This window comes from Mediterraneibacter sp., from assembly GCF_030825015.1.
Taxonomy (GTDB): Bacteria; Bacillota; Clostridia; order Lachnospirales; family Lachnospiraceae; genus Mediterraneibacter.
In genome coordinates, this window is record NZ_JAPJQP010000016.1 from 20,444 (window position 1) to 38,942 (window position 18,499).

Sequence of the window (18,499 nt, forward strand, 5' to 3'; positions counted from 1 at the left end):
TTCTGTTCCCTGCCTTCTGTCAATTCCCCCGATTGCTTCCCTCGATCAACTTCCGCAAAACCTCCAGTGCCTTTCCTGAATCAATCAGTTCTGCTGCAAGCAAGATGCCGTCCTCCATACTCTCGGCTTTCCCTCCGATATACAAAGATGCGCCGGCATTCAGAAGCACCGCATTCCTTTTATGTCCCTGTTCTCCCTGTAAAACAGCCATCGTAATCGCCGCGTTTTCCTGTGGAGTACCGCCTTCCAGATCCGCCTTTTTACATCGTTTGAATCCGAACTGTTCCGGTGTGATCACTGTTGTCTTAAACCATCCGTCCTTAATCTCACAAATGGTAGTCGGGGCGCTCAATGAGATCTCATCCAGCTTATCCTGCCCGTAAACAACCATCCCCCGGCGGATCCCGAGCCGGATCAGAACCTGTGCCAAAGGTTCTACAAGATACTCGTCATAGACACCCAGAAGCTGCATAGATGGAGTTCCCGGATTCGTCAGCGGTCCTAAAATATTAAATACTGTTCGAAATCCTAACTCTTTACGGATCGCCCCTACATATTTCATAGACGTATGATATTTCTGTGCAAAGAAGAAACACATTCCCGCCTCTTCCAAAAGTTCCCTGCATTTTTGCGGACTCTGCTCGATATTTACTCCCAACGCTTCCAGACAGTCCGCCGTTCCGCATTTGGAAGAAGCCGCCCTGTTTCCGTGTTTTGCAACTTTCAGCCCTCCTGCCGCCGCTACAAGTGCCGCCGTTGTAGAGATATTAAAACTGTGGGCGTTGTCCCCGCCAGTTCCGACAATCTCAAACAGCTCCATATCCGTTTCCACTTTCGTCGCATGAGCCCTCATCGCTGCCGCACACCCTGCGATCTCATCTGTCGTTTCTGCCCTTGCGCTCTTTGTGGAAAGCGCCGCTAAAAACGCCGCGTTCTGTGTGGAAGTTGTCTCGCCGCTCATAATCTCGTTCATAACACGATAAGCTTCCTCATAAGTAAGATCTTCTTTGTTTACTATTTTTACGATTGCTTCTTTAATCATTGCCGTGCACCTCCGTCTTTTAAATGAATGAAATTATACAACATCTGTCTTCCTTCCGGCGTCATGATCGACTCAGGATGAAACTGTACTCCATAAATGTGACACTTTCGATGAGCCACCGCCATCACTTCCCCGTCCGCCGTTCTCGCGATCACCTGCAATTCTTCCGGTATCGTTTCTTCCTTCGCAGCCAAAGAATGATATCTTGCCGCAAATGTTTTTTCAGAACAATTCCGAAACAGCAGACTGTCTGTATCCAGTTCAATCTCCGACTGTTTCCCGTGCATCCGCTTTTTTGCATATGTTATCTCTGCCCCAAATGCCGCGCAGATCGCCTGATGTCCAAGACATACGCCTAAGACTGGGATCTCTTTTCCAAGCTCTTTTACCACATCGATAAGAATTCCTGCATCTTCCGGCCTTCCGGGTCCCGGTGACAGAAGGATCTGATCCGGATGTAACTTCCTGATTTCTTCCACCGTCATCTCATCGTTTCGGATCACTTTGATCTTCGGGTCAAACTCTCCGATAAGCTGATAAAGATTATAAGAAAAACTGTCATAATTATCGATCAACAAAATCATATCGTTTCCTCCCCCGCTGTTTTCAGAGCTTTCACAACCGCTTTCGCCTTATTGATACATTCTTCATACTCTCTTTCCGGTACTGAATCTGCCACGATCCCGGCTCCGCTTCTCACGAATACAGTTCCATTTTTCTTGTAAGCGATCCGAATGGCAATGCAAGTATCCATATTTCCTGTAAAATCAATGTATCCGATAGCTCCTCCGTAAATTCCCTTCTTATTACTCTCCAGTTCCCCGATCAGTTGACAGGCGCGGATCTTAGGCGCTCCTGAAAGTGTTCCTGCCGGAAGCACCGCTTCAATGGCGTCAAATCCGTCAAAGCCTTCCCTGATCTTTCCGCTCACCGTCGATCCGATATGCATCACATGCGAAAATTTTTCAATCGAATGAAGCTTCTCTACATGCACGGATCCAAATTCACTTATCTTTCCCAGATCATTTCGCCCAAGGTCAACAAGCATATTATGTTCTGCAATCTCTTTTTCATCAGAAAGAAGTTCCATCTCCAATCTCTGATCTTCCGCTTCCGTTCTTCCTCTTGGTCTTGTTCCGGCAAGAGGAAACGTGTGCAGAATTCCATTTTCTAATTTTACAAGTGTTTCAGGCGAAGCTCCTGCCACCTCTACGTCTGTCCCCGAGAAATAGAACATATACGGAGAAGGATTCATTGTCCGAAGCACCCTGTAAGTATTCAGAAGACTCCCCTCAAACTCTGCGCTTAACCTGTTCGACAGTACGATCTGAAAGATCTCTCCTTCGCGGATATATGTTTTTGCCTTTTCTGCCATTTCACAATATCTCTTTTTATCAAAAAGCTGTTTCACTTCCCCGGTCAGATGCCCCGCAGGTTCTTCTTTCTTTTTTCCTGTCCTCAACAGCCTTGCAAGCTGCTTTAATTCAACCCCGGCCCGGCGGTACTCCGTTTCCGGATCATCCAGAGAAATTGTCACAATAAGCACGATCTTTTGCTTCACATGATCGAAGGCGATCACTTTATCAAAGAGCATCAGATCCACATCTTTAAAACATTCCGTATCCTCTGCCGGGCACCGGACAGATGGCTCGCGATAACCTAGATAATCATAGGAGAAATATCCTACAAATCCTCCGGCAAACGGCGGAAGATAATCGAAACGCGGACTTCGGTAGTCTGCCAGGATCTGCCGCAGATACCCGGATGGATCATCTGTCTGTATCTTCAGGCTTCCGGCTTTTAATTCTCCGTTTACACAACTTACAGAAAGCTTCGGATCAAATCCAAGAAAACTGTATCTTCCCCACCGCTCATTCTGCTGCGCCGATTCCAACATGTAACAATGCGAAGAAATATTTTTCAATACCCGCATTGTTTCAATAGGCGTTGTAAAATCCGACAAAATCTCACAGCTTACAGGAACAGTCTTGTAGTTTCCTTCTTCTGCAAACGCTTTCACTTCTTCAAGTTTCGGTAAAATATTCATCATAGTCCTCCTCCCTGTCTGCCAAAAAAATGGTCAAAAAAAGTCCCTGACAGATTTCAAAAAATCTGTCAAGGACGAATCACATACAAATAAAAATCTGTATGACACTATCCGCGGTGCCACCTTGGTTTACAGCTTTGACGCTGTACTCTTGTCAGGATACCAACATATCCCCGGCAACTAACGTATGCCTGTACGTCGCAGAATACTCTGTATTTTACAATACATTTGACTGCGCCCTCAGCGGTCCATTTGACGACTTGTTTCTCACCTGCTTCTCAGCGCCGCAGGCTCTCTGTAAAGGCATCATCGCCGTTATCTCCTCTTCAACGGTTTGATTTATTAAAATTTATTCGAATATACCACTATCATTTTTCTGTGTCAAGGATCTTTTTTAAGAAAAATTTCAAAAAAATACGAAAAAAAATACGAAGACAAAAAGAGATTGACAAACAATTCCAGCCGTTGTATATATATTAATTATGAGCAAAGGCGTTCATTTTCAGAGCAGAATTTATCTGCCCTCAGAATGAGCGTCTTTTCTTTTTTATTTTTTCTGAAAGGAAGGTCTAAAATATTATGAAAATCGAAGGTCAAGTACGGATCCCTTCCGGATGTGCAATTTCGGCAGTAATTTCTAAAGAAGGCAAGAAAATGTCCGGTGAAATGATCACAAATTCTATGAAACCGATGCACGACCGTTCTAACGGATTAGGCGGAGGTTTTGCCGGCTACGGTATTTACCCTGACTATAAAGATTTTTATGCATTACATATCTTTTTTGATTCCCGCAGCACCCGCAAAGAGTGCGAGGCATATTTAAAAGAACAGTTCGAAATCGTACAGTCGGAGATCATCCCGACCCGTAAGATCCCATCGATCACAGACGAACCTATTATATGGAGATATTTCGTCGCCCCATTAAAATCCGTTCTGACCGCCCTTCAGCTGGATGAAAAAGAGTTTGTAGCCAAAACGGTCATGAAAATCAACGCAGAAATGTCCGGCGCCTATGTCTTTTCCAGCGGTCAAAATATGGGAACATTCAAAGCAGTCGGTTTTCCTGAGGACGTAGGAGTCTTTTATAAACTGGAAGAATATGAAGGATATTCCTGGACTGCACACGGACGATATCCGACGAACACCCCGGGCTGGTGGGGAGGCGCGCATCCCTTCACACTGCTCGATTATTCCATCGTGCACAACGGCGAGATCTCTTCCTATGACGCAAACCGCCGATTCATTGAGATGTTCGGCTACAAATGCACTCTTCAGACCGATACGGAAGTGATCACCTATATTATGGATTATCTGCTGCGCGTTCAAGGGCTTTCTCTTGAGGAAGCAGCCAGCGTGATCGCAGCGCCGTTTTGGAGCACCATCGCATCAAAAGAAGATTTAAGCGAACAGGAGAAATCCATTTATCTAAGAACAATGTTCTCAAGTTTTCTGATCACCGGACCATTCTCTATTGTATTCGGCTTTAACGGAGGACTGATGGCGCTCAATGACCGTTTAAAACTCCGTTCCATGGTTGTAGGAGAGAAAGAAGATAAAATATTTATCGCCAGTGAAGAGTCGGCGATCCGCGCGATAGAACCGGATGCAGAAAACATCTGGGCTCCGGCAGGCGGAGAACCTGTTATCGTTAAAGTAAAGGAAGGTGCATTTTAATGAATGTAGAATTTATCTATCCGGAATTTGAAGTAATCAGAAACGCAGACAGATGTATTGCATGCCGGATCTGTGAACGGCAATGTGCAAACGACGTTCATCATTTTGATGAAGAACACCGCCTGATGACATGCGACGAATCAAAATGTGTCAACTGCCAGCGCTGTGTCGCCCTATGTCCGACCAGAGCGCTGAAAATCGTCAAAAACGACTGTACGTTCCGGGAGAATTCCAACTGGTCCAACGACACAATCAAGGAGATCTATAAGCAGGCAGAAAGCGGCGGTGTCCTTCTCTCTTCTATGGGAAATCCGAAACCTTTTCCCGTTTATTGGGACAAGATACTGATCAATGCATCACAGGTTACAAATCCTTCGATCGATCCTTTGCGGGAACCTATGGAAACAAAAGTATATCTTGGGAAAAAACCACAAAAAATCCACAGATCCGAAGACGGCAGACTGGACTGCACACTGCCGCCTCAATTAGAACTTTCTATGCCGGTCATGTTTTCCGCTATGAGCTATGGCTCGATCAGTTATAACGCTCACAAATCTTTGGCTTTGGCAGCGACAGAACTTGGCATCTTATATAACACAGGAGAGGGAGGACTTCACGAAGATTTCTATTGTTATGGAGAGAACACGATCGTACAGGTCGCTTCCGGCCGATTCGGAGTTCATGAAGACTACCTGAATACCGGAGCCGCTATCGAGATCAAGATGGGACAGGGTGCAAAACCCGGCATCGGAGGTCATCTTCCGGGCGCGAAGATCGTAGGCGATGTTTCCCGTACCCGAATGATCCCCGAAGGCTCAGATGCTATTTCTCCCGCGCCTCACCACGACATTTATTCGATTGAAGATCTGCGTCAGCTCGTTTTTTCTTTAAAGGAAGCAGTCAACTATAAAAAACCGATCATCGTAAAGGTAGCCGCCGTACATAATATTGCTGCAATCGCAAGCGGCATTGCCCGAAGCGGAGCCGATATCATCGCCATTGACGGATTTCGCGGAGGTACAGGAGCCGCGCCGACAAGAATTCGTGATCATGTCGGAATTCCTATTGAACTTGCACTTGCTTCTGTCGATCAAAGACTCCGCGACGAAGGGATCAGAAACAATGTTTCTCTCGTAGTCGGAGGCAGCATCCGAAGTGCAGCAGATGTAGTAAAAGCCATCGCCCTCGGCGCAGACGCCTGCTATGTTGCAACCGCAGCTCTTCTCGCCCTAGGATGCCATCTCTGCCGTACATGTCAGAGCGGCAAATGCAACTGGGGCATCGCGACGCAGCGTCCTGAGCTTGTTCAAAGACTGGATCCTGAGACAGGAAGCAGACGGCTGATCAATCTGATGACCGCCTGGAAACATGAGATCAAAGAATTAATGGGCGGTATGGGAATCAATTCCATAGAAGCGCTTCGCGGAAACCGCCTGATGCTGCGTGGAATCGGCCTTACGGAAAAAGAACTTGAAATCCTCGGCATCTCTCATGCAGGGGAATAAAAATCAAAAGAATTTTCAAACAAATAATCGGAGGTATGATATAATATGAAAATAATCAATGCTGCTGATTTAGATTATAAAACTGTAAACGAAGCGCTGCGCAATGCAGAACGTGACTGTACGATTGAGAACTGCTGCGGGCAAAGATTTATTGCCTCCGGTATGTCAGACAAAAATCTTACGATCAACGGAATCCCCGGAAACGCGCTTGGTTCTTACTTAAACAACGCAGTGATCAAAGTAAACGGCAACGCGCAAGACGCCGTTGGCGATACGATGAATGAAGGAAAGATCCTCATTCACGGCAATATCGGCGACGCCGCAGGTTATGCGATGCGCGGCGGAAAGATCTATATTCAGGGGAACGCCGGATATCGCGCCGGAATCCATATGAAATCTTACAAAGAAAAAATCCCTGTCATGATCATCGGCGGGCATGCCGGAAGTTTTCTCGGGGAATATCAGGCAGGCGGTATCATCATAGTTCTCGGCCTTCATACAGACGGGAAAAAGATCGTAGGCAATTTCCCCTGTACCGGAATGCACGGCGGCAAAATGTTCCTGCGCGGAAACTGCGACAAGATCCATTTTCCAAAACAGGTAACCGCCAGACCGGCGCAGGAAGAAGATCTCAGAGAAATCCTCGGCTATTTATCCGAGTACTGCACAGAATTCGGATCTGATATTGAAGACCTTTTATCCGCTCCTTTTACAGTCATCACACCGGACAGCAAAAATCCGTTTAAACAAATGTATGTGACGAATTAGATAATAAAACGTCCCCGGAATTCAAATACAGCAGCAGTCAATCGATTGCAGTAGAAAGTAGGTAGGTTTATGAAATATTCAAAAGAAGAGGTCATCCAATATGTGCAGGAGGAAGATGTAAAATTTATCCGACTTGTCTTTTGTGATGTATTCGGAAAACAGAAAAATATATCGATCATGCCGCAGGAACTCCCCCGTGCTTTTCAGTACGGCATTGCCATTGACGCGTCTGCTATCGCCGGATTCGGCGATGAAAGTAATTCAGATCTCTTCCTGCATCCTGATGCAGACACACTCATGCCTCTTCCATGGCGACCGGAACACGGGCGTGTCGTAAGAATGTTCTGCAGCATCACTTATCCAGACGGAACGGTCTTTGAATGCGACACACGTTCGATTTTAAAAAAGGCAGTTCAGACAGCAGAAGACGCCGGATGTCAATTCTACTTCGGCGCAGAGCAGGAATTTTATCTGTTTAATTTAGATGATAACGGAAATCCCACAAAAGATCCGTATGATACAGCAAGTTATATGGATATCGCGCCCGAAGACAAAGGAGAGAATATTCGAAGAGAAGTCTGCCTGACACTGGAACAGATGGGCATTCAGCCTGAAAGTTCCCATCACGAAGAAGGCCCCGGACAAAACGAGATCGATTTTCGCTATTCAGATCCGCTCACTGCCGCAGACAACGTCATGACTTTTCAGACCGTTGTAAGAACGATTGCCGGAAGCAACGGACTGTTTGCCGATTTCAGTCCGAAACCGTTGGAAAACAAACCCGGTACCGGATTCCATATTAATATATCGGTCAAAACTTCCGACCATCAGGATCATATGGATGATATAATTGCAGGAATTTTAAGTAAAACGGCTGACATGACGGTCTTTCTAAATCCATCTGAAGATTCCTATCGTCGTTTCGGCAGCCACAAAGCGCCAAGATACATCTCCTGGTCCAGACAGAATCGTTCCCAGCTTATCCGTGTTCCCGCAGCTGTCGGAGAATACTGCCGCGCAGAACTTCGTTCTCCCGATCCGTCCGCAAATACTTATCTGGCATTTGCCCTGATCATCTATGCAGTTTTGGACGGCATGAAAAATAAGCCGGAACTTCCGGCTCCCGCTGACATGAACTTGTATAAAGCTGATACCGATACTCTTGCACAATTCGAACAGTTGCCCGGAGATTTTCAGGCAGCATGGATAAAAGCCGCAAACAGCAGGTTTATCAAACAATATATACCAGATATGATTCTTAATATTTATCGAAATGATGAAAGATTAATGTGATCATACAAATCAGACAAAGGAGGGGTGCAAAATGAGTTTAAAAGAACGTGTTTACAGTACGCTCGTTGTGTCTTCGACAGACAGTTTTACCACTGTCCTAACCGGTCTTTTACCTAAGACAAGGTATTTTCCGCTTCACAGTGTATCAAGCGTCAGCGCCGCAAAGCGTATCCTTGCTGAAAAGACTTTTGATTTTATCATCATCAACGCCCCTCTGTCTGACGATGCCGGCACGCGTTTTGCAATCGACACTTGCAGCGCCAAGCAGTCTGCCGTACTTCTTTTAGTAAAAAGCGATATCCATGACGCGATCCATGACAAGGTTGCCGAATACGGTGTCTTCACCTTACCGAAACCAACATCAAAACCGACGCTGCTCTATGCCCTAAGCTGGATGGAAAGCGCCAGAGAACGACTGAGACAATTCGAGAAAAAATCCTCTTCTATCGAAGAAAAGATGGCAGAGATCCGCCTTGTCAACAAAGCCAAATGGATTCTGATCAGTGAATTGAAAATGAGCGAACCCGAGGCACATCGATACATAGAAAAACAGGCAATGGACCGCTGCATCGTCAAACGGTTCATTGCCGAAGAAATCATAAAAACATATACTTAACCTTTATACAGAAGATCTTTGATCTCCTCTTCACGCGGCATCGAACGGATCGCGCCCTTTCTCATTGTCACAAGAGAAGCCGCAGCATTCGCCCTGCGAAGCATTCCATAAAGGATATTATCTGAAAGATCTTCTAAACCATACTCTAAAACACTGCCTAATATACATGCACAAAATGTATCTCCAGCCCCTGTTGTATCGATTGTGCGTTCATTCACAAATGGTTCGGCACAGATCTTTTTATCTTTGTAATAAGCAATACTTCCTTCTTTTCCGAGGGTAACGTTAAGCAGCCTTACCTTCGAACGCGCTTTTATCTGTTCTGCCCCCTTATCAAAATCCGACTCCCCTGTCAGCCATTGAATCTCATTATCTGCGATCTTTAATAGATCGCATTGTTCGATTCCATACCAGATCGCCGCTTTCGCCTGCTCTTCACTTTTCCAGAGCGGCATTCTTAAATTCGGATCAAAAGAGATCATTTTATTTTCCTTTTTTGCAAACTCAAGCGCCGCTCTTGTCGCCGTTTTTGCCGGCTCAGATGTCATGGACAAAGAACCGAAATGAAAGATCCGGCAGTCCTTTATGAGATCGTACTGAATCTCATTTTCGCGCAGCATCACATCGGCGCCGGGATTTCTATAGAACGAAAATTCTCTGTCCCCGTCTTCTGTGTTATGCACAAGCGCAAGTGTTGTCGGGATTTCCTGATCATACAAGAGCCCTTTCGTTTCTATTCCCGCCTTTTCCAAAGTATGTGCCAAAAGCCGCCCGAAAGAGTCTTCTCCGACCTTTCCGATAAAAGCAGTTTTATATCCCAGGTTTTTCAGCATTGCCAGGACATTGCAGGGAGCCCCTCCGGGATTTGCTTCAAAAAGGAGATTTCCCTGTTCGCTCTTTCCGTTTTGAATAAAATCAATCAACAGTTCCCCTAACGCTGCTACATCATACATTTTCTTTTCCCTTCCTCTCCTGAATTTCTTTTACGATCCTATTATACGACTTTTTATTCAAACGGTAAAAGAATAATACAACTGCCGTTATCACCCACAAAATTCCCGGGATCGTTGTAAAGGAATGTTTCATCACCGCCAAAACAACCGGATTTTGCTGTGTATTTGCAGCATATCCGCAAGCTCCCAGAACCGCAGCCAGGACCGATGTTCCAATAGCCATACCTACTTTATTTCCAAGAGAAATAAATGCATACTGAAATCCGTCGTTGCGAAGCCCCGTCTTCCATTCTCCGTACTCTACACAATCCGGAATGATCGCATAAATCGCCGTATTAAATCCCGAGAAGAAAAACTGCGCCAGACAGGAGAAGATATAAAACGGGATCGGGGAAGCCTCCACACTAAAGAAATACATCATAAACATACTGATGCCTGTCATAAATGCAAAGATAGATGCCGAGCGCCCCTTATTATTCGTCAGTCTGAACAGAGGCGGAAAACAGGCCGCTCCGATAATGGACGGAATAATAATACATAACGAATATGTACTGAACAACGCTTTATTTCCCTCCACATAAGTAAAATAATATAACGCGTCAGCATTTCTTCCATAAAGAGTTACTCCAAACAGAAACTGTCCGACAACCGCGATCAGATATGGCTTGTTTTGGATCACCGCCTGAAGCTGCGTCTTCAGGGAGATTCTCTGTTTTTCCGGAACTTCCACCGCTTCTTTCGTTTTCGCGAAGCAGAAAATATGACATGCCGCAAAAATACATCCGTAAACAACTGCTACGAGAAGGTATCCTCTTTGATCGTTTCCTTTGCCGAGAAACGAAATAAAAGGAACCGTAATAATATTGATAATTCCGATGGCGATCATCGCACTTACGGAACGAAATGTATTGATTTTCGCACGTTCCTCAATATTTTGAGTCATTGCTCCGCACAAAGTGCCATACGGAATATTCACACAGGTATAACCCAAAACTAAAATACAATATGTAATTGCCATATAGACAATCTTAGCTGTTGACGACCAGTTCGGATGCGCCCAAAACGAAATGATCAAAATAAGGGCGGTCAGCGGAGCCGCGATCAGAAGCCATGGACGATATCTGCCCCATCTTGTATGCGTCTTATCGCTCAGCGCTCCTACGATCGGGTCGTTAACGGCATCCCAAAATCTGGAGAACAACATCAATCCTGCAACCGCGCTCATGCTGATCCCAAACACATCTGTATAAAAAATCATTAAAAAATTACCTACAAACATCCAACTGAAATTACAGCCGACATCTCCCATTCCATAAGCGATCTTACTGATCAACGGGATCTTAATATTCGTATCCTTATTTTCCATTGCTCTTCCTCCACTGCCATATAAATGCTGTCGGCACATATTATCAACTTTAATCTTCCGTAATCTTAATCACTGCTTTTACAATATCCGCTTTATTATTCACACTATAATCCATCGCTTTTTGAACCTCATCCAGCGGAAAGATATCTGTCACAATTCCTTTCAGATTTACTTTACCGGAAGCAACTGCCTCGATCGCCATCGGATAAATATGACGATAGCGGAATACTGTCTTAAATGTAAGTTCTTTATCCAGCACAAGACTCATCGGCAATGTCATCTCTCCTGTTTTGCTGTATCCGACCAAAACAATGTTAGAACCTTTCTTGGCAATCTGAATCGCCTGCCTTGTTGTGATTTCTGTTCCCGCAGTCTCAACGACAAGATCCATTCCTTTTCCATTTGTCAATTCATTTACCCGATCCAACACATTTTCCTTCGCTCCGTTGATCACTCCTGACGCGCCCAGTTCCATCGCCTTTTCCAAACGTTTGTCCATAATATCTACGACATATACTTCCGATACGCCGCGCGCCTTTAATGCCATCATAGAAACAAGGCCGATACATCCTGCGCCCATAACGACCGCCTTCTGGCCTAAGTGCGCGTCTCCTTGTATTGCCGCATGGAATCCAACTGCCAAAGGCTCGATCAACGCTCCTTCCAGCGTACTTACATTTTCCGGCAGTTTAAAACAAAGATCCGCTTCATGAGCCACATACTCCTGAAATACTCCATCTACCGGAGGCGTCGCAAAAAAGACAACGTCCGGGCAAAGATTATACTTTCCTTCTTTACAAAATTCACAATGTCCGCAAGTCTTTCCCGGCTCCAGCGCCACACGGTCGCCTGCCTTCAGATGGTGAACGTCTTCTCCAACCTCTACTACAACGCCTCCAGGCTCATGCCCTAATACGAACGGCGGTTTCACGACATAATCGCCGATCGCTCCTGTTTCATAATAATGAAGGTCTGAACCACAGATTCCTACATACTCCAATTTTACAAGCACCTCGTCTGCTTTTGGCTTCGGGATCTCTCTCTCTTCAAATCCCATCTGTCCGATTCCATTCATAACTGCAACTTTCATTTTTCCATCCATTTTTATTTCCTCCCTTTTGTAAATCACTTTATTAAATAGTTTTATTAAGTATCTAAATTATAGTTTTCATCTCACATTTTGTCAATAGACAGACTCTGTTATTCTTCTTTTTCAGCTAGTTTTACTATTTTTTACTTTTTCTTTTTGTCAATTATCACAATAACGCTAAGAAAAAATTCCATGTGCAATCAATCACCGGAAGTTCCAAAAGTCACATTCCGATATTGTAAGCGGGCGCCATTGCAAAAAAACGGTACGAAGAATTTTCTCTTCATACCGTTATCACTCATCTGTTTTTCTGTTTTGCGAAAGTTTCAAACTCACAGATCTTCGATCGAACTGTATCCTTAAATCTGTTCTACAAACGCCTCGATCACATATAACGCCGCGCCCAATGCTGCCGCGCCTGTTTTATAATTACATTCCCGGATAAACATGCCGTCTTCGGCAAAGGTATTCCGTTTGGATACTTCACCCCTGATCTGCCCTATATAATCACTCAGATAACTGCCTACATATCCGCCCAAAATAATGTCACAATCCAGCACCATATGAATATTATTGACTGCGATTGCAAGATATGACGCATATCGTTCCCATTCCCTGGCAAATAGTTCTTTTTTCTGCTTTAATCCCATAAAGAAATCTTCCAGTTTTCCATCTGCAAGTTCTGACAGCCGTTTTGCATTACAATAAGAATCCAAGCAGCCGTCCTTTCCGCAATAACACATCTCCCCGTTCGGAACGATCGTCATATGCCCCACTTCCCCGCAGCGAAAACCGCTTCCATAGATCAGCGTTCCTCTGTCAAAAACGGCTCCTCCTACTGTATTACTTAAAGAAAGATAGAAAAATCTCTTTTCTGCATTGAGCCGGATTCCTTCCGCATATGCCCCGGCGTTCGCGTCATTGAGAAATACACAAGGAAGCGCAAAATACTGTTCTATCTCTTCAAACGGAAGCTTCTCGATCCCTAACGCATGGGAATTTGTAATTTCTTTTTTCTCAAGATCTACAATTCCAGGAACGGAAATGCCTATTCCCAGCACCTTCTCTTTCTCGATCCCACACTCTCCAAGAAATGCTTCAAGCTGATCGTTTACTCCCGAAAAATAAGCATCGTTCCTGGAAAAGGGAAATTTCATTCTCTCATATTTTAAAATATCTCCCGCCAGATTTGTAAGAAGAAGCCCTATGTGATTTTTGGTAAGATCAATTCCTGCCGCCAGTTTTGCATTTTTCTCAACAGAGAGCGCTTTCGCCTTTCTGCCTCCCGTAGATTCCAGCTCGCCGTTTTCCTTCAGCAGCCCCATCTCAATCAACTCTTTCGTGTTTTGAGTTACCGTTGGAAGGCTTAATTTCAGTTCATACGCGATATCCGGATTTGAAACGACTCCGCTTCTCTGCATATAACGGTAAATACGGTTTCTGTTCTTCCGCTTTACCTCCATATTGGTCATTTTATTCCCTGCCATATTCCCTCCGAAATATACTTTATAAAAGTATTTTCTTTAGTATAACACCCACGAAAACCCTTTTCAATATGCTGTGCGCTCATTCTGCATGCTGCACTGTGCGCTTATTGTGCATACTGCACTATCCCTCTTGCTGCATGATATGCTTCCTCCGCATACACACGAACAATCTTTGCTTCCATACACTGATCTTCTCACGCTCTGTCTCTATTTTCTGTAAGCAAACAACGGAAGTCCATCCTGCTGCGGAACCTGCACTTCCCCTTGAATCAATGGTCTTGCATATCGGATAAACTCTTCGCTCACATCCGAACCATTCTTTGTGATCCATTCGACCGGTACGCCTTTCTCCCGATTACAGATCTCATTGACGTCTTTCGCCTCATATCCTAACTCATATTCATCCCCTTCTGTTCTCACGAAAGCGATCATTTTCCCGCTTTCCCCTTCTAACGCACATCTCACTCCATATGCGCCGGAGTCAACCGCCTCCTGCAAATCTGTGGCAGAAAGCATTGCAGAGGAACATCTTTGGCTTACGTTCATTTCTACGGAACGCACTTTCACACCAAGACGCTCTTTTACGAGATTTTCCAAATATTTTCCAGATCCGGTCAGCATTTTATGCCCAAACGTATCTACGCCTACATCGCTGGCAAGCTCACAAATAAACGTTCCTTTTCCATCGTTGATCCCTTCTGAAATACAGACGATCACATTAGATATTTTTTCAAGCGCCTCTCTCACATCTTCTATAAAACGTTCTGTGTCAAATGCAATTTCCGGCAGATAGATCAACACCGGGTTATCTCCTTCGAATTTTCGTGCCAACGCACTTGCCGCTGTAAGCCATCCTGCATGACGCCCCATAACTTCAACGATCGTCACAGATTTTTTATTGTCATACACAGACGCGTCAACGGCAATTTCTCTGACAGTTGATGCCACATATTTTGCCGCGCTTCCGAATCCCGGCGTATGATCTGTATTCACAAGATCGTTATCAATCGTCTTCGGGATCCCCATAAAAGAAATATCGCTTCCGATCTGCTTCGCATAACGAGACAATTTGCTCACTGTGTCCATGGAATCATTGCCTCCGATATAAAAGAAATAACCGATATTATATTCTGCAAATCTTTCGAATAACTTCGGATATATTCCATCATTCAAGTCTTTCGGCAGTTTATATCTGCAGGAACCAAGATAAGATCCCGGCGTCGTCTTTACTAATTCCAGCTCTCCTGAACGATTCAGATCTTCCATATCCATAACCTTGCCTTCGGCGAATCCCTCGATCCCGTTAATCATTCCGTACACCTTGCCGAAAGAATCGTTTCTCCTTAATGCTTCGGCTACGACTCCGTATAAACTTGCATTGATAACCGCTGTCGGTCCGCCCGACTGTCCTACGATCACGTTTTTCTTCATTTCTTCCTCCTTACCAAAACCGGCAGATCACCCCGCCGTAACACGTTGTTTTCCTTTCCGACCTTCTTCCGTGACTGTGGTCTTTTCCCTCATTCACAGCAACATCTTTACTATATATGAAAAAATTAAATTTTACAATATACAATAACTAATGTATACTACACCATAGGCAGGAGCGAAATAGACTGGATGAAGCGAACGTCTGATTTCCGACTGCCTCGAAAGACAAAAATCAGGAGGTACGATATGAAATACATTTCATTTGCAATTCCCTGCTACAACTCGGAAGCTTATATGGAAAAAGCGATTCGTTCCATTCTTGTCGGCGGAGAAGATGTCGAGATCCTCATCGTCAACGACGGATCGAAAGACGGAACACAGGAGATCGCCGAACGGTATGAAGCCCAATACCCGACGATTGTCAAAGCAATCCAAAAAGAAAACGGAGGGCACGGCGACGCCGTGAACTGTGGACTTTCCCATGCCTCCGGAAAATATTTCAAAGTTGTAGACAGCGACGATTGGGTGGACGAAAACGCTCTGTTTCAACTTCTCGACACAGTCAAAAAATTTGTTGAACAGGACACTTTGGTCGATATGGTCATTTCAAACTACGTCTATGAGAAAGTCGGAATGGAACATAAAAAAGTAATCCGCTATGATAATGTCCTCCCTGAAAATAAAATTTTCCGCTGGGATGATATCGGACATTTCCGTCTTGACCAATACATTTTAATGCATTCCGTCCTCTACCGGACAGAGCTGCTAAAACTTTGCCAGTTAAAACTGCCAAAGCATACATTCTATGTAGATAACATTTATGTGTATTATCCGCTGCCTCATGTACGCACTCTTTATTACCTGAACGTAGACTTTTATCGATATTTTATCGGACGCGAAGATCAGTCCGTTAACGAGAAAATTATGATCGGAAGGATCGACCAGCAATTATTCGTGACAAAGATGATGATTTCCATGTATTCTCTCCGAATGGTAGAAAGCAAAAAGCTTCGAAAATACATGATCAATTATCTCGCGATCATGATGACAGTTTCATCCATCTTATGTATTCGTTCAAAAAAACCAGATAATCTGATAAAAAAGAAAGAACTTTGGAACTTCCTGAAACGGAAAGACTACAAAACTTATGTAAAGATCCGCTACGGCATCCTCGGACAGACAATGAATCTTCCGGGAAGATCCGGCCGCAAAGTATCATCTCTGGCTTACAGCGTCGCACGGAGGCTGATCGGATTCAACTAATCACCGGAAGTGCCAAAAGGCACATTCCGGGATTGCAAGTGGTCGCCAATGTCTCAGACAAGCCTGTACTTTGGCTCTCCGCCATTGCAAAAAGCATCCGATACATAGAGAATCATTTTCTATGTATCGGATCTTACATACCGGAATTTACTTTTACATTTTTCTAAAATACAATTTTTTTCATTTTTTTCAAAAAAACACTTGATTTTTTTTTCGAGTCTGATATAATAACCATGTTGCCTACGGGAAACAACAAAATACAACAATGCGGAATGGTGTAATTGGCAGCACAGCAGACTCTGACTCTGTTAGTAGGGGTTCAAGTCCCTTTTCCGTAGCTTGGAATTTGTGAACAGCAGATTCCTTATTTTATCGGAGTGTGGCTCAGCTTGGTAGAGCGCTACGTTCGGGACGTAGAGGCCGCAGGTTCGAATCCTGTCACTCCGATTCACCCTCGTTTTTACGGGGGTTTTTCATTTTTACAGAGAGAAAAAGCCGGTTGGCTTTGGTTTGGATTATCCGGCGCATGTCAGATTTTTGGATTTGGCGTTGCGCGTCTGGATAATCTTTTTCTTTTCATCAAGTTTTGAAGTATCATAAGTATAATATTATTCTTTCACTTCTTCCGTATGCCCCAGCATACTCGCAACAACTGATTTAGGCATTCCGCTGACCTGCAGGTAAGAACTGCTCATTTTCCTAACTTTAAAAATTCTTTTGTTTCAAGAAATAGCGGAAAGAAAAGAAGATCACTGTTACGGAACCGGCAAAAGAACTGGGGATTTCGCAAAGTATGCTGACGAAGTTCGTATTTTGCAGCCATAAATTATGTATGAAGAGATTATATATTATAATTATTTTCCTTTTGACTAAGATGATTGTAACAAAATAACATAATTTGGCACTAATGAGTAGAAGGAGGTTGAAAGCGCAAGTGATTGAAGAAATATATGAGATGTATTCAAGAAAAGTATTTTTGTTTTTATTGAGCAAGACAAATAATGTGGATATTGCAGAGGAACTTACTCAAGAAACTTTCTTTCAAGCTGTTCAATGCATTGACCGATTTAAGGGAAACAGTTCCATATTGACTTGGTTGTGTGGAATTGCCAAAAATGTCTGGTTAAAAGATTTAAGAAAACGCCAGGAAACCTTATCCATAGATGATGACATCCCGGAAATAACGGATACGCAAAAAATGAATGTTCAATGGGAGCAAAAAGAAATCTTACAGTTGATACATGATATGAATGAGCCTGTACGCGAAGTAATGTATTTAAGGTTAATCAGCAACTTATCTTTTGCTGAAATTGGAGAGATAATTGGCAAAACAGAAAATTGGACAAGAGTAACTTTTTTTAGAGGAAAACAAAAAATTGTAAAGGAGATGTTGAAAAATGAATAAAAAACTTCCATGCTACATTGTTTCCGATTTGTTACCGTTATATCAAGATGATATATTATCTGAACAAACGAAAAAGGATATCGATAAACATTTAAACGAGTGTGAAGAGTGCAAAAAAAAGTTGGTGGAAATGGAAACGCAAATAGATGTTCAAAACACAAATATCGAATTAAAAAGTAATCCATTAAAAAAGGTGAGATTTTATCAAAAAATACTGACGGTTTTGGGGGCGGTTATAGCATTCATTTTAGGCGCATGCACTCCGATTGCGATACTAGGGCTTACTGTTCTTGAACGAGGAGAGATCGCCGCTTATCAAATTGAGAGAGCGAAAAGTCTTTGGTATGTATTGGCTTCATGGAGTTGCGCTGCAGGAATTGTAGTATGTGTAATTTATTTTTTGCTAATACTGCTTATCAAGAAAATAATTAGAAAACGATAAAGTAAAATGGTTAAAAATTAACGTCCAGCTTATACGACAAATCAGCACAAAGAGGGGAATCTAAGAGAATGTGAAACTTTTTCTGTAAATAATGTTTTAGAAGGTCTTCTATGGTAA

At 43.7% G+C, this 18,499-nt stretch carries 16 protein-coding genes and 2 tRNA genes; 10 read left to right on the forward strand and 8 right to left on the reverse strand.

The window, feature by feature from the left end:
• Nucleotides 1-19 precede the first annotated feature (19 nt).
• The 3 genes from trpD to RCH61_RS07585 are packed head-to-tail and all read right to left on the reverse strand — an operon-like array spanning nt 20 to nt 3,089.
• Nucleotides 20-1,042, reverse strand: coding sequence for an anthranilate phosphoribosyltransferase (gene trpD, locus RCH61_RS07575; RefSeq protein WP_178007559.1), 1,023 nt, complete (start codon nt 1,040-1,042; stop codon nt 20-22).
• Nucleotides 1,039-1,626, reverse strand: a complete 588-nt coding sequence (locus RCH61_RS07580; protein ID WP_178007561.1) for an anthranilate synthase component II — start codon at nt 1,624-1,626, stop codon at nt 1,039-1,041. Before RCH61_RS07580 ends, trpD begins: the two co-directional genes overlap by 4 nt.
• Nucleotides 1,623-3,089 carry an anthranilate synthase component I family protein gene (locus RCH61_RS07585; protein WP_306480340.1) on the reverse strand — a complete coding sequence of 489 codons (1,467 nt, stop codon included), beginning with the start codon at nt 3,087-3,089 and terminating at the stop codon, nt 1,623-1,625. The genes RCH61_RS07580 and RCH61_RS07585 overlap by 4 nt, the downstream gene beginning before the upstream one ends.
• A 579-nt stretch (nt 3,090-3,668) precedes the next feature.
• Here RCH61_RS07585 and RCH61_RS07590 point away from each other — a divergent pair.
• From RCH61_RS07590 to RCH61_RS07610, 5 genes are all read left to right on the forward strand, one after another.
• Nucleotides 3,669-4,763: a class II glutamine amidotransferase gene (locus RCH61_RS07590; RefSeq protein ID WP_178007562.1), complete on the forward strand. Its 1,095-nt coding sequence runs from the start codon at nt 3,669-3,671 to the stop codon at nt 4,761-4,763.
• Nucleotides 4,763-6,268 carry a glutamate synthase-related protein gene (locus RCH61_RS07595; RefSeq protein WP_178007564.1) on the forward strand — a complete coding sequence of 502 codons (1,506 nt, stop codon included), beginning with the start codon at nt 4,763-4,765 and terminating at the stop codon, nt 6,266-6,268. The genes RCH61_RS07590 and RCH61_RS07595 overlap by 1 nt, the downstream gene beginning before the upstream one ends.
• A 45-nt stretch (nt 6,269-6,313) precedes the next feature.
• Nucleotides 6,314-7,036, forward strand: coding sequence for a glutamate synthase (locus RCH61_RS07600; protein ID WP_306480334.1), 723 nt, complete (start codon nt 6,314-6,316; stop codon nt 7,034-7,036).
• 69 nt (nt 7,037-7,105) lie between these two features.
• Nucleotides 7,106-8,329, forward strand: coding sequence for a glutamine synthetase family protein (locus RCH61_RS07605; RefSeq protein ID WP_178006470.1), 1,224 nt, complete (start codon nt 7,106-7,108; stop codon nt 8,327-8,329).
• 31 nt (nt 8,330-8,360) lie between these two features.
• Nucleotides 8,361-8,945 carry an ANTAR domain-containing response regulator gene (locus RCH61_RS07610; protein WP_178006469.1) on the forward strand — a complete coding sequence of 195 codons (585 nt, stop codon included), beginning with the start codon at nt 8,361-8,363 and terminating at the stop codon, nt 8,943-8,945.
• Here RCH61_RS07610 and RCH61_RS07615 read toward each other — a convergent pair.
• The 5 genes from RCH61_RS07615 to RCH61_RS07635 all read right to left on the reverse strand — a co-directional run bounded on the left by RCH61_RS07615 (nt 8,942) and on the right by RCH61_RS07635 (nt 15,272).
• The gene (locus RCH61_RS07615; RefSeq protein WP_178006468.1) at nt 8,942-9,898 is read right to left on the reverse strand and encodes a carbohydrate kinase family protein; all 957 of its coding nucleotides are present in this window, start codon (nt 9,896-9,898) and stop codon (nt 8,942-8,944) included. The two genes, RCH61_RS07610 and RCH61_RS07615, sit on opposite strands and share 4 nt — an antisense overlap.
• Entirely contained in the window at nt 9,891-11,264 is a 1,374-nt protein-coding gene (locus RCH61_RS07620) for an MFS transporter (protein ID WP_306480335.1), read from the reverse strand. Before RCH61_RS07620 ends, RCH61_RS07615 begins: the two co-directional genes overlap by 8 nt.
• Nucleotides 11,265-11,313: 49 nt before the next feature.
• A complete protein-coding gene (locus RCH61_RS07625; RefSeq protein WP_306480336.1) occupies nt 11,314-12,366 on the reverse strand; it encodes an NAD(P)-dependent alcohol dehydrogenase in 1,053 nt (350 codons plus the stop codon).
• 347 nt (nt 12,367-12,713) lie between these two features.
• Nucleotides 12,714-13,841: an ROK family transcriptional regulator gene (locus RCH61_RS07630; RefSeq protein ID WP_306480337.1), complete on the reverse strand. Its 1,128-nt coding sequence runs from the start codon at nt 13,839-13,841 to the stop codon at nt 12,714-12,716.
• A 207-nt stretch (nt 13,842-14,048) separates the two neighbouring features.
• Nucleotides 14,049-15,272: a 6-phosphofructokinase gene (locus tag RCH61_RS07635; RefSeq protein WP_178006367.1), complete on the reverse strand. Its 1,224-nt coding sequence runs from the start codon at nt 15,270-15,272 to the stop codon at nt 14,049-14,051.
• Between the two features lie 246 nt (nt 15,273-15,518).
• Here RCH61_RS07635 and RCH61_RS07640 point away from each other — a divergent pair, with 246 nt between their 5' ends.
• The 5 genes from RCH61_RS07640 (at nt 15,519) to RCH61_RS07660 (ending at nt 18,382) form a co-directional block, all read left to right on the forward strand.
• Nucleotides 15,519-16,535, forward strand: a complete 1,017-nt coding sequence (locus tag RCH61_RS07640; protein ID WP_178006366.1) for a glycosyltransferase family 2 protein — start codon at nt 15,519-15,521, stop codon at nt 16,533-16,535.
• A 266-nt stretch (nt 16,536-16,801) separates the two neighbouring features.
• Nucleotides 16,802-16,873, forward strand: a tRNA-Gln gene (locus RCH61_RS07645).
• A 35-nt stretch (nt 16,874-16,908) separates the two neighbouring features.
• Nucleotides 16,909-16,982, forward strand: a tRNA-Pro gene (locus RCH61_RS07650).
• 487 nt (nt 16,983-17,469) lie between these two features.
• Nucleotides 17,470-17,940 carry an RNA polymerase sigma factor gene (locus RCH61_RS07655; RefSeq protein WP_306480338.1) on the forward strand — a complete coding sequence of 157 codons (471 nt, stop codon included), beginning with the start codon at nt 17,470-17,472 and terminating at the stop codon, nt 17,938-17,940.
• Complete coding sequence (locus RCH61_RS07660) at nt 17,933-18,382, forward strand: zf-HC2 domain-containing protein (protein ID WP_306480339.1); 450 nt, start codon at nt 17,933-17,935, stop codon at nt 18,380-18,382. The genes RCH61_RS07655 and RCH61_RS07660 overlap by 8 nt, the downstream gene beginning before the upstream one ends.
• Nucleotides 18,383-18,499 lie beyond the last annotated feature (117 nt).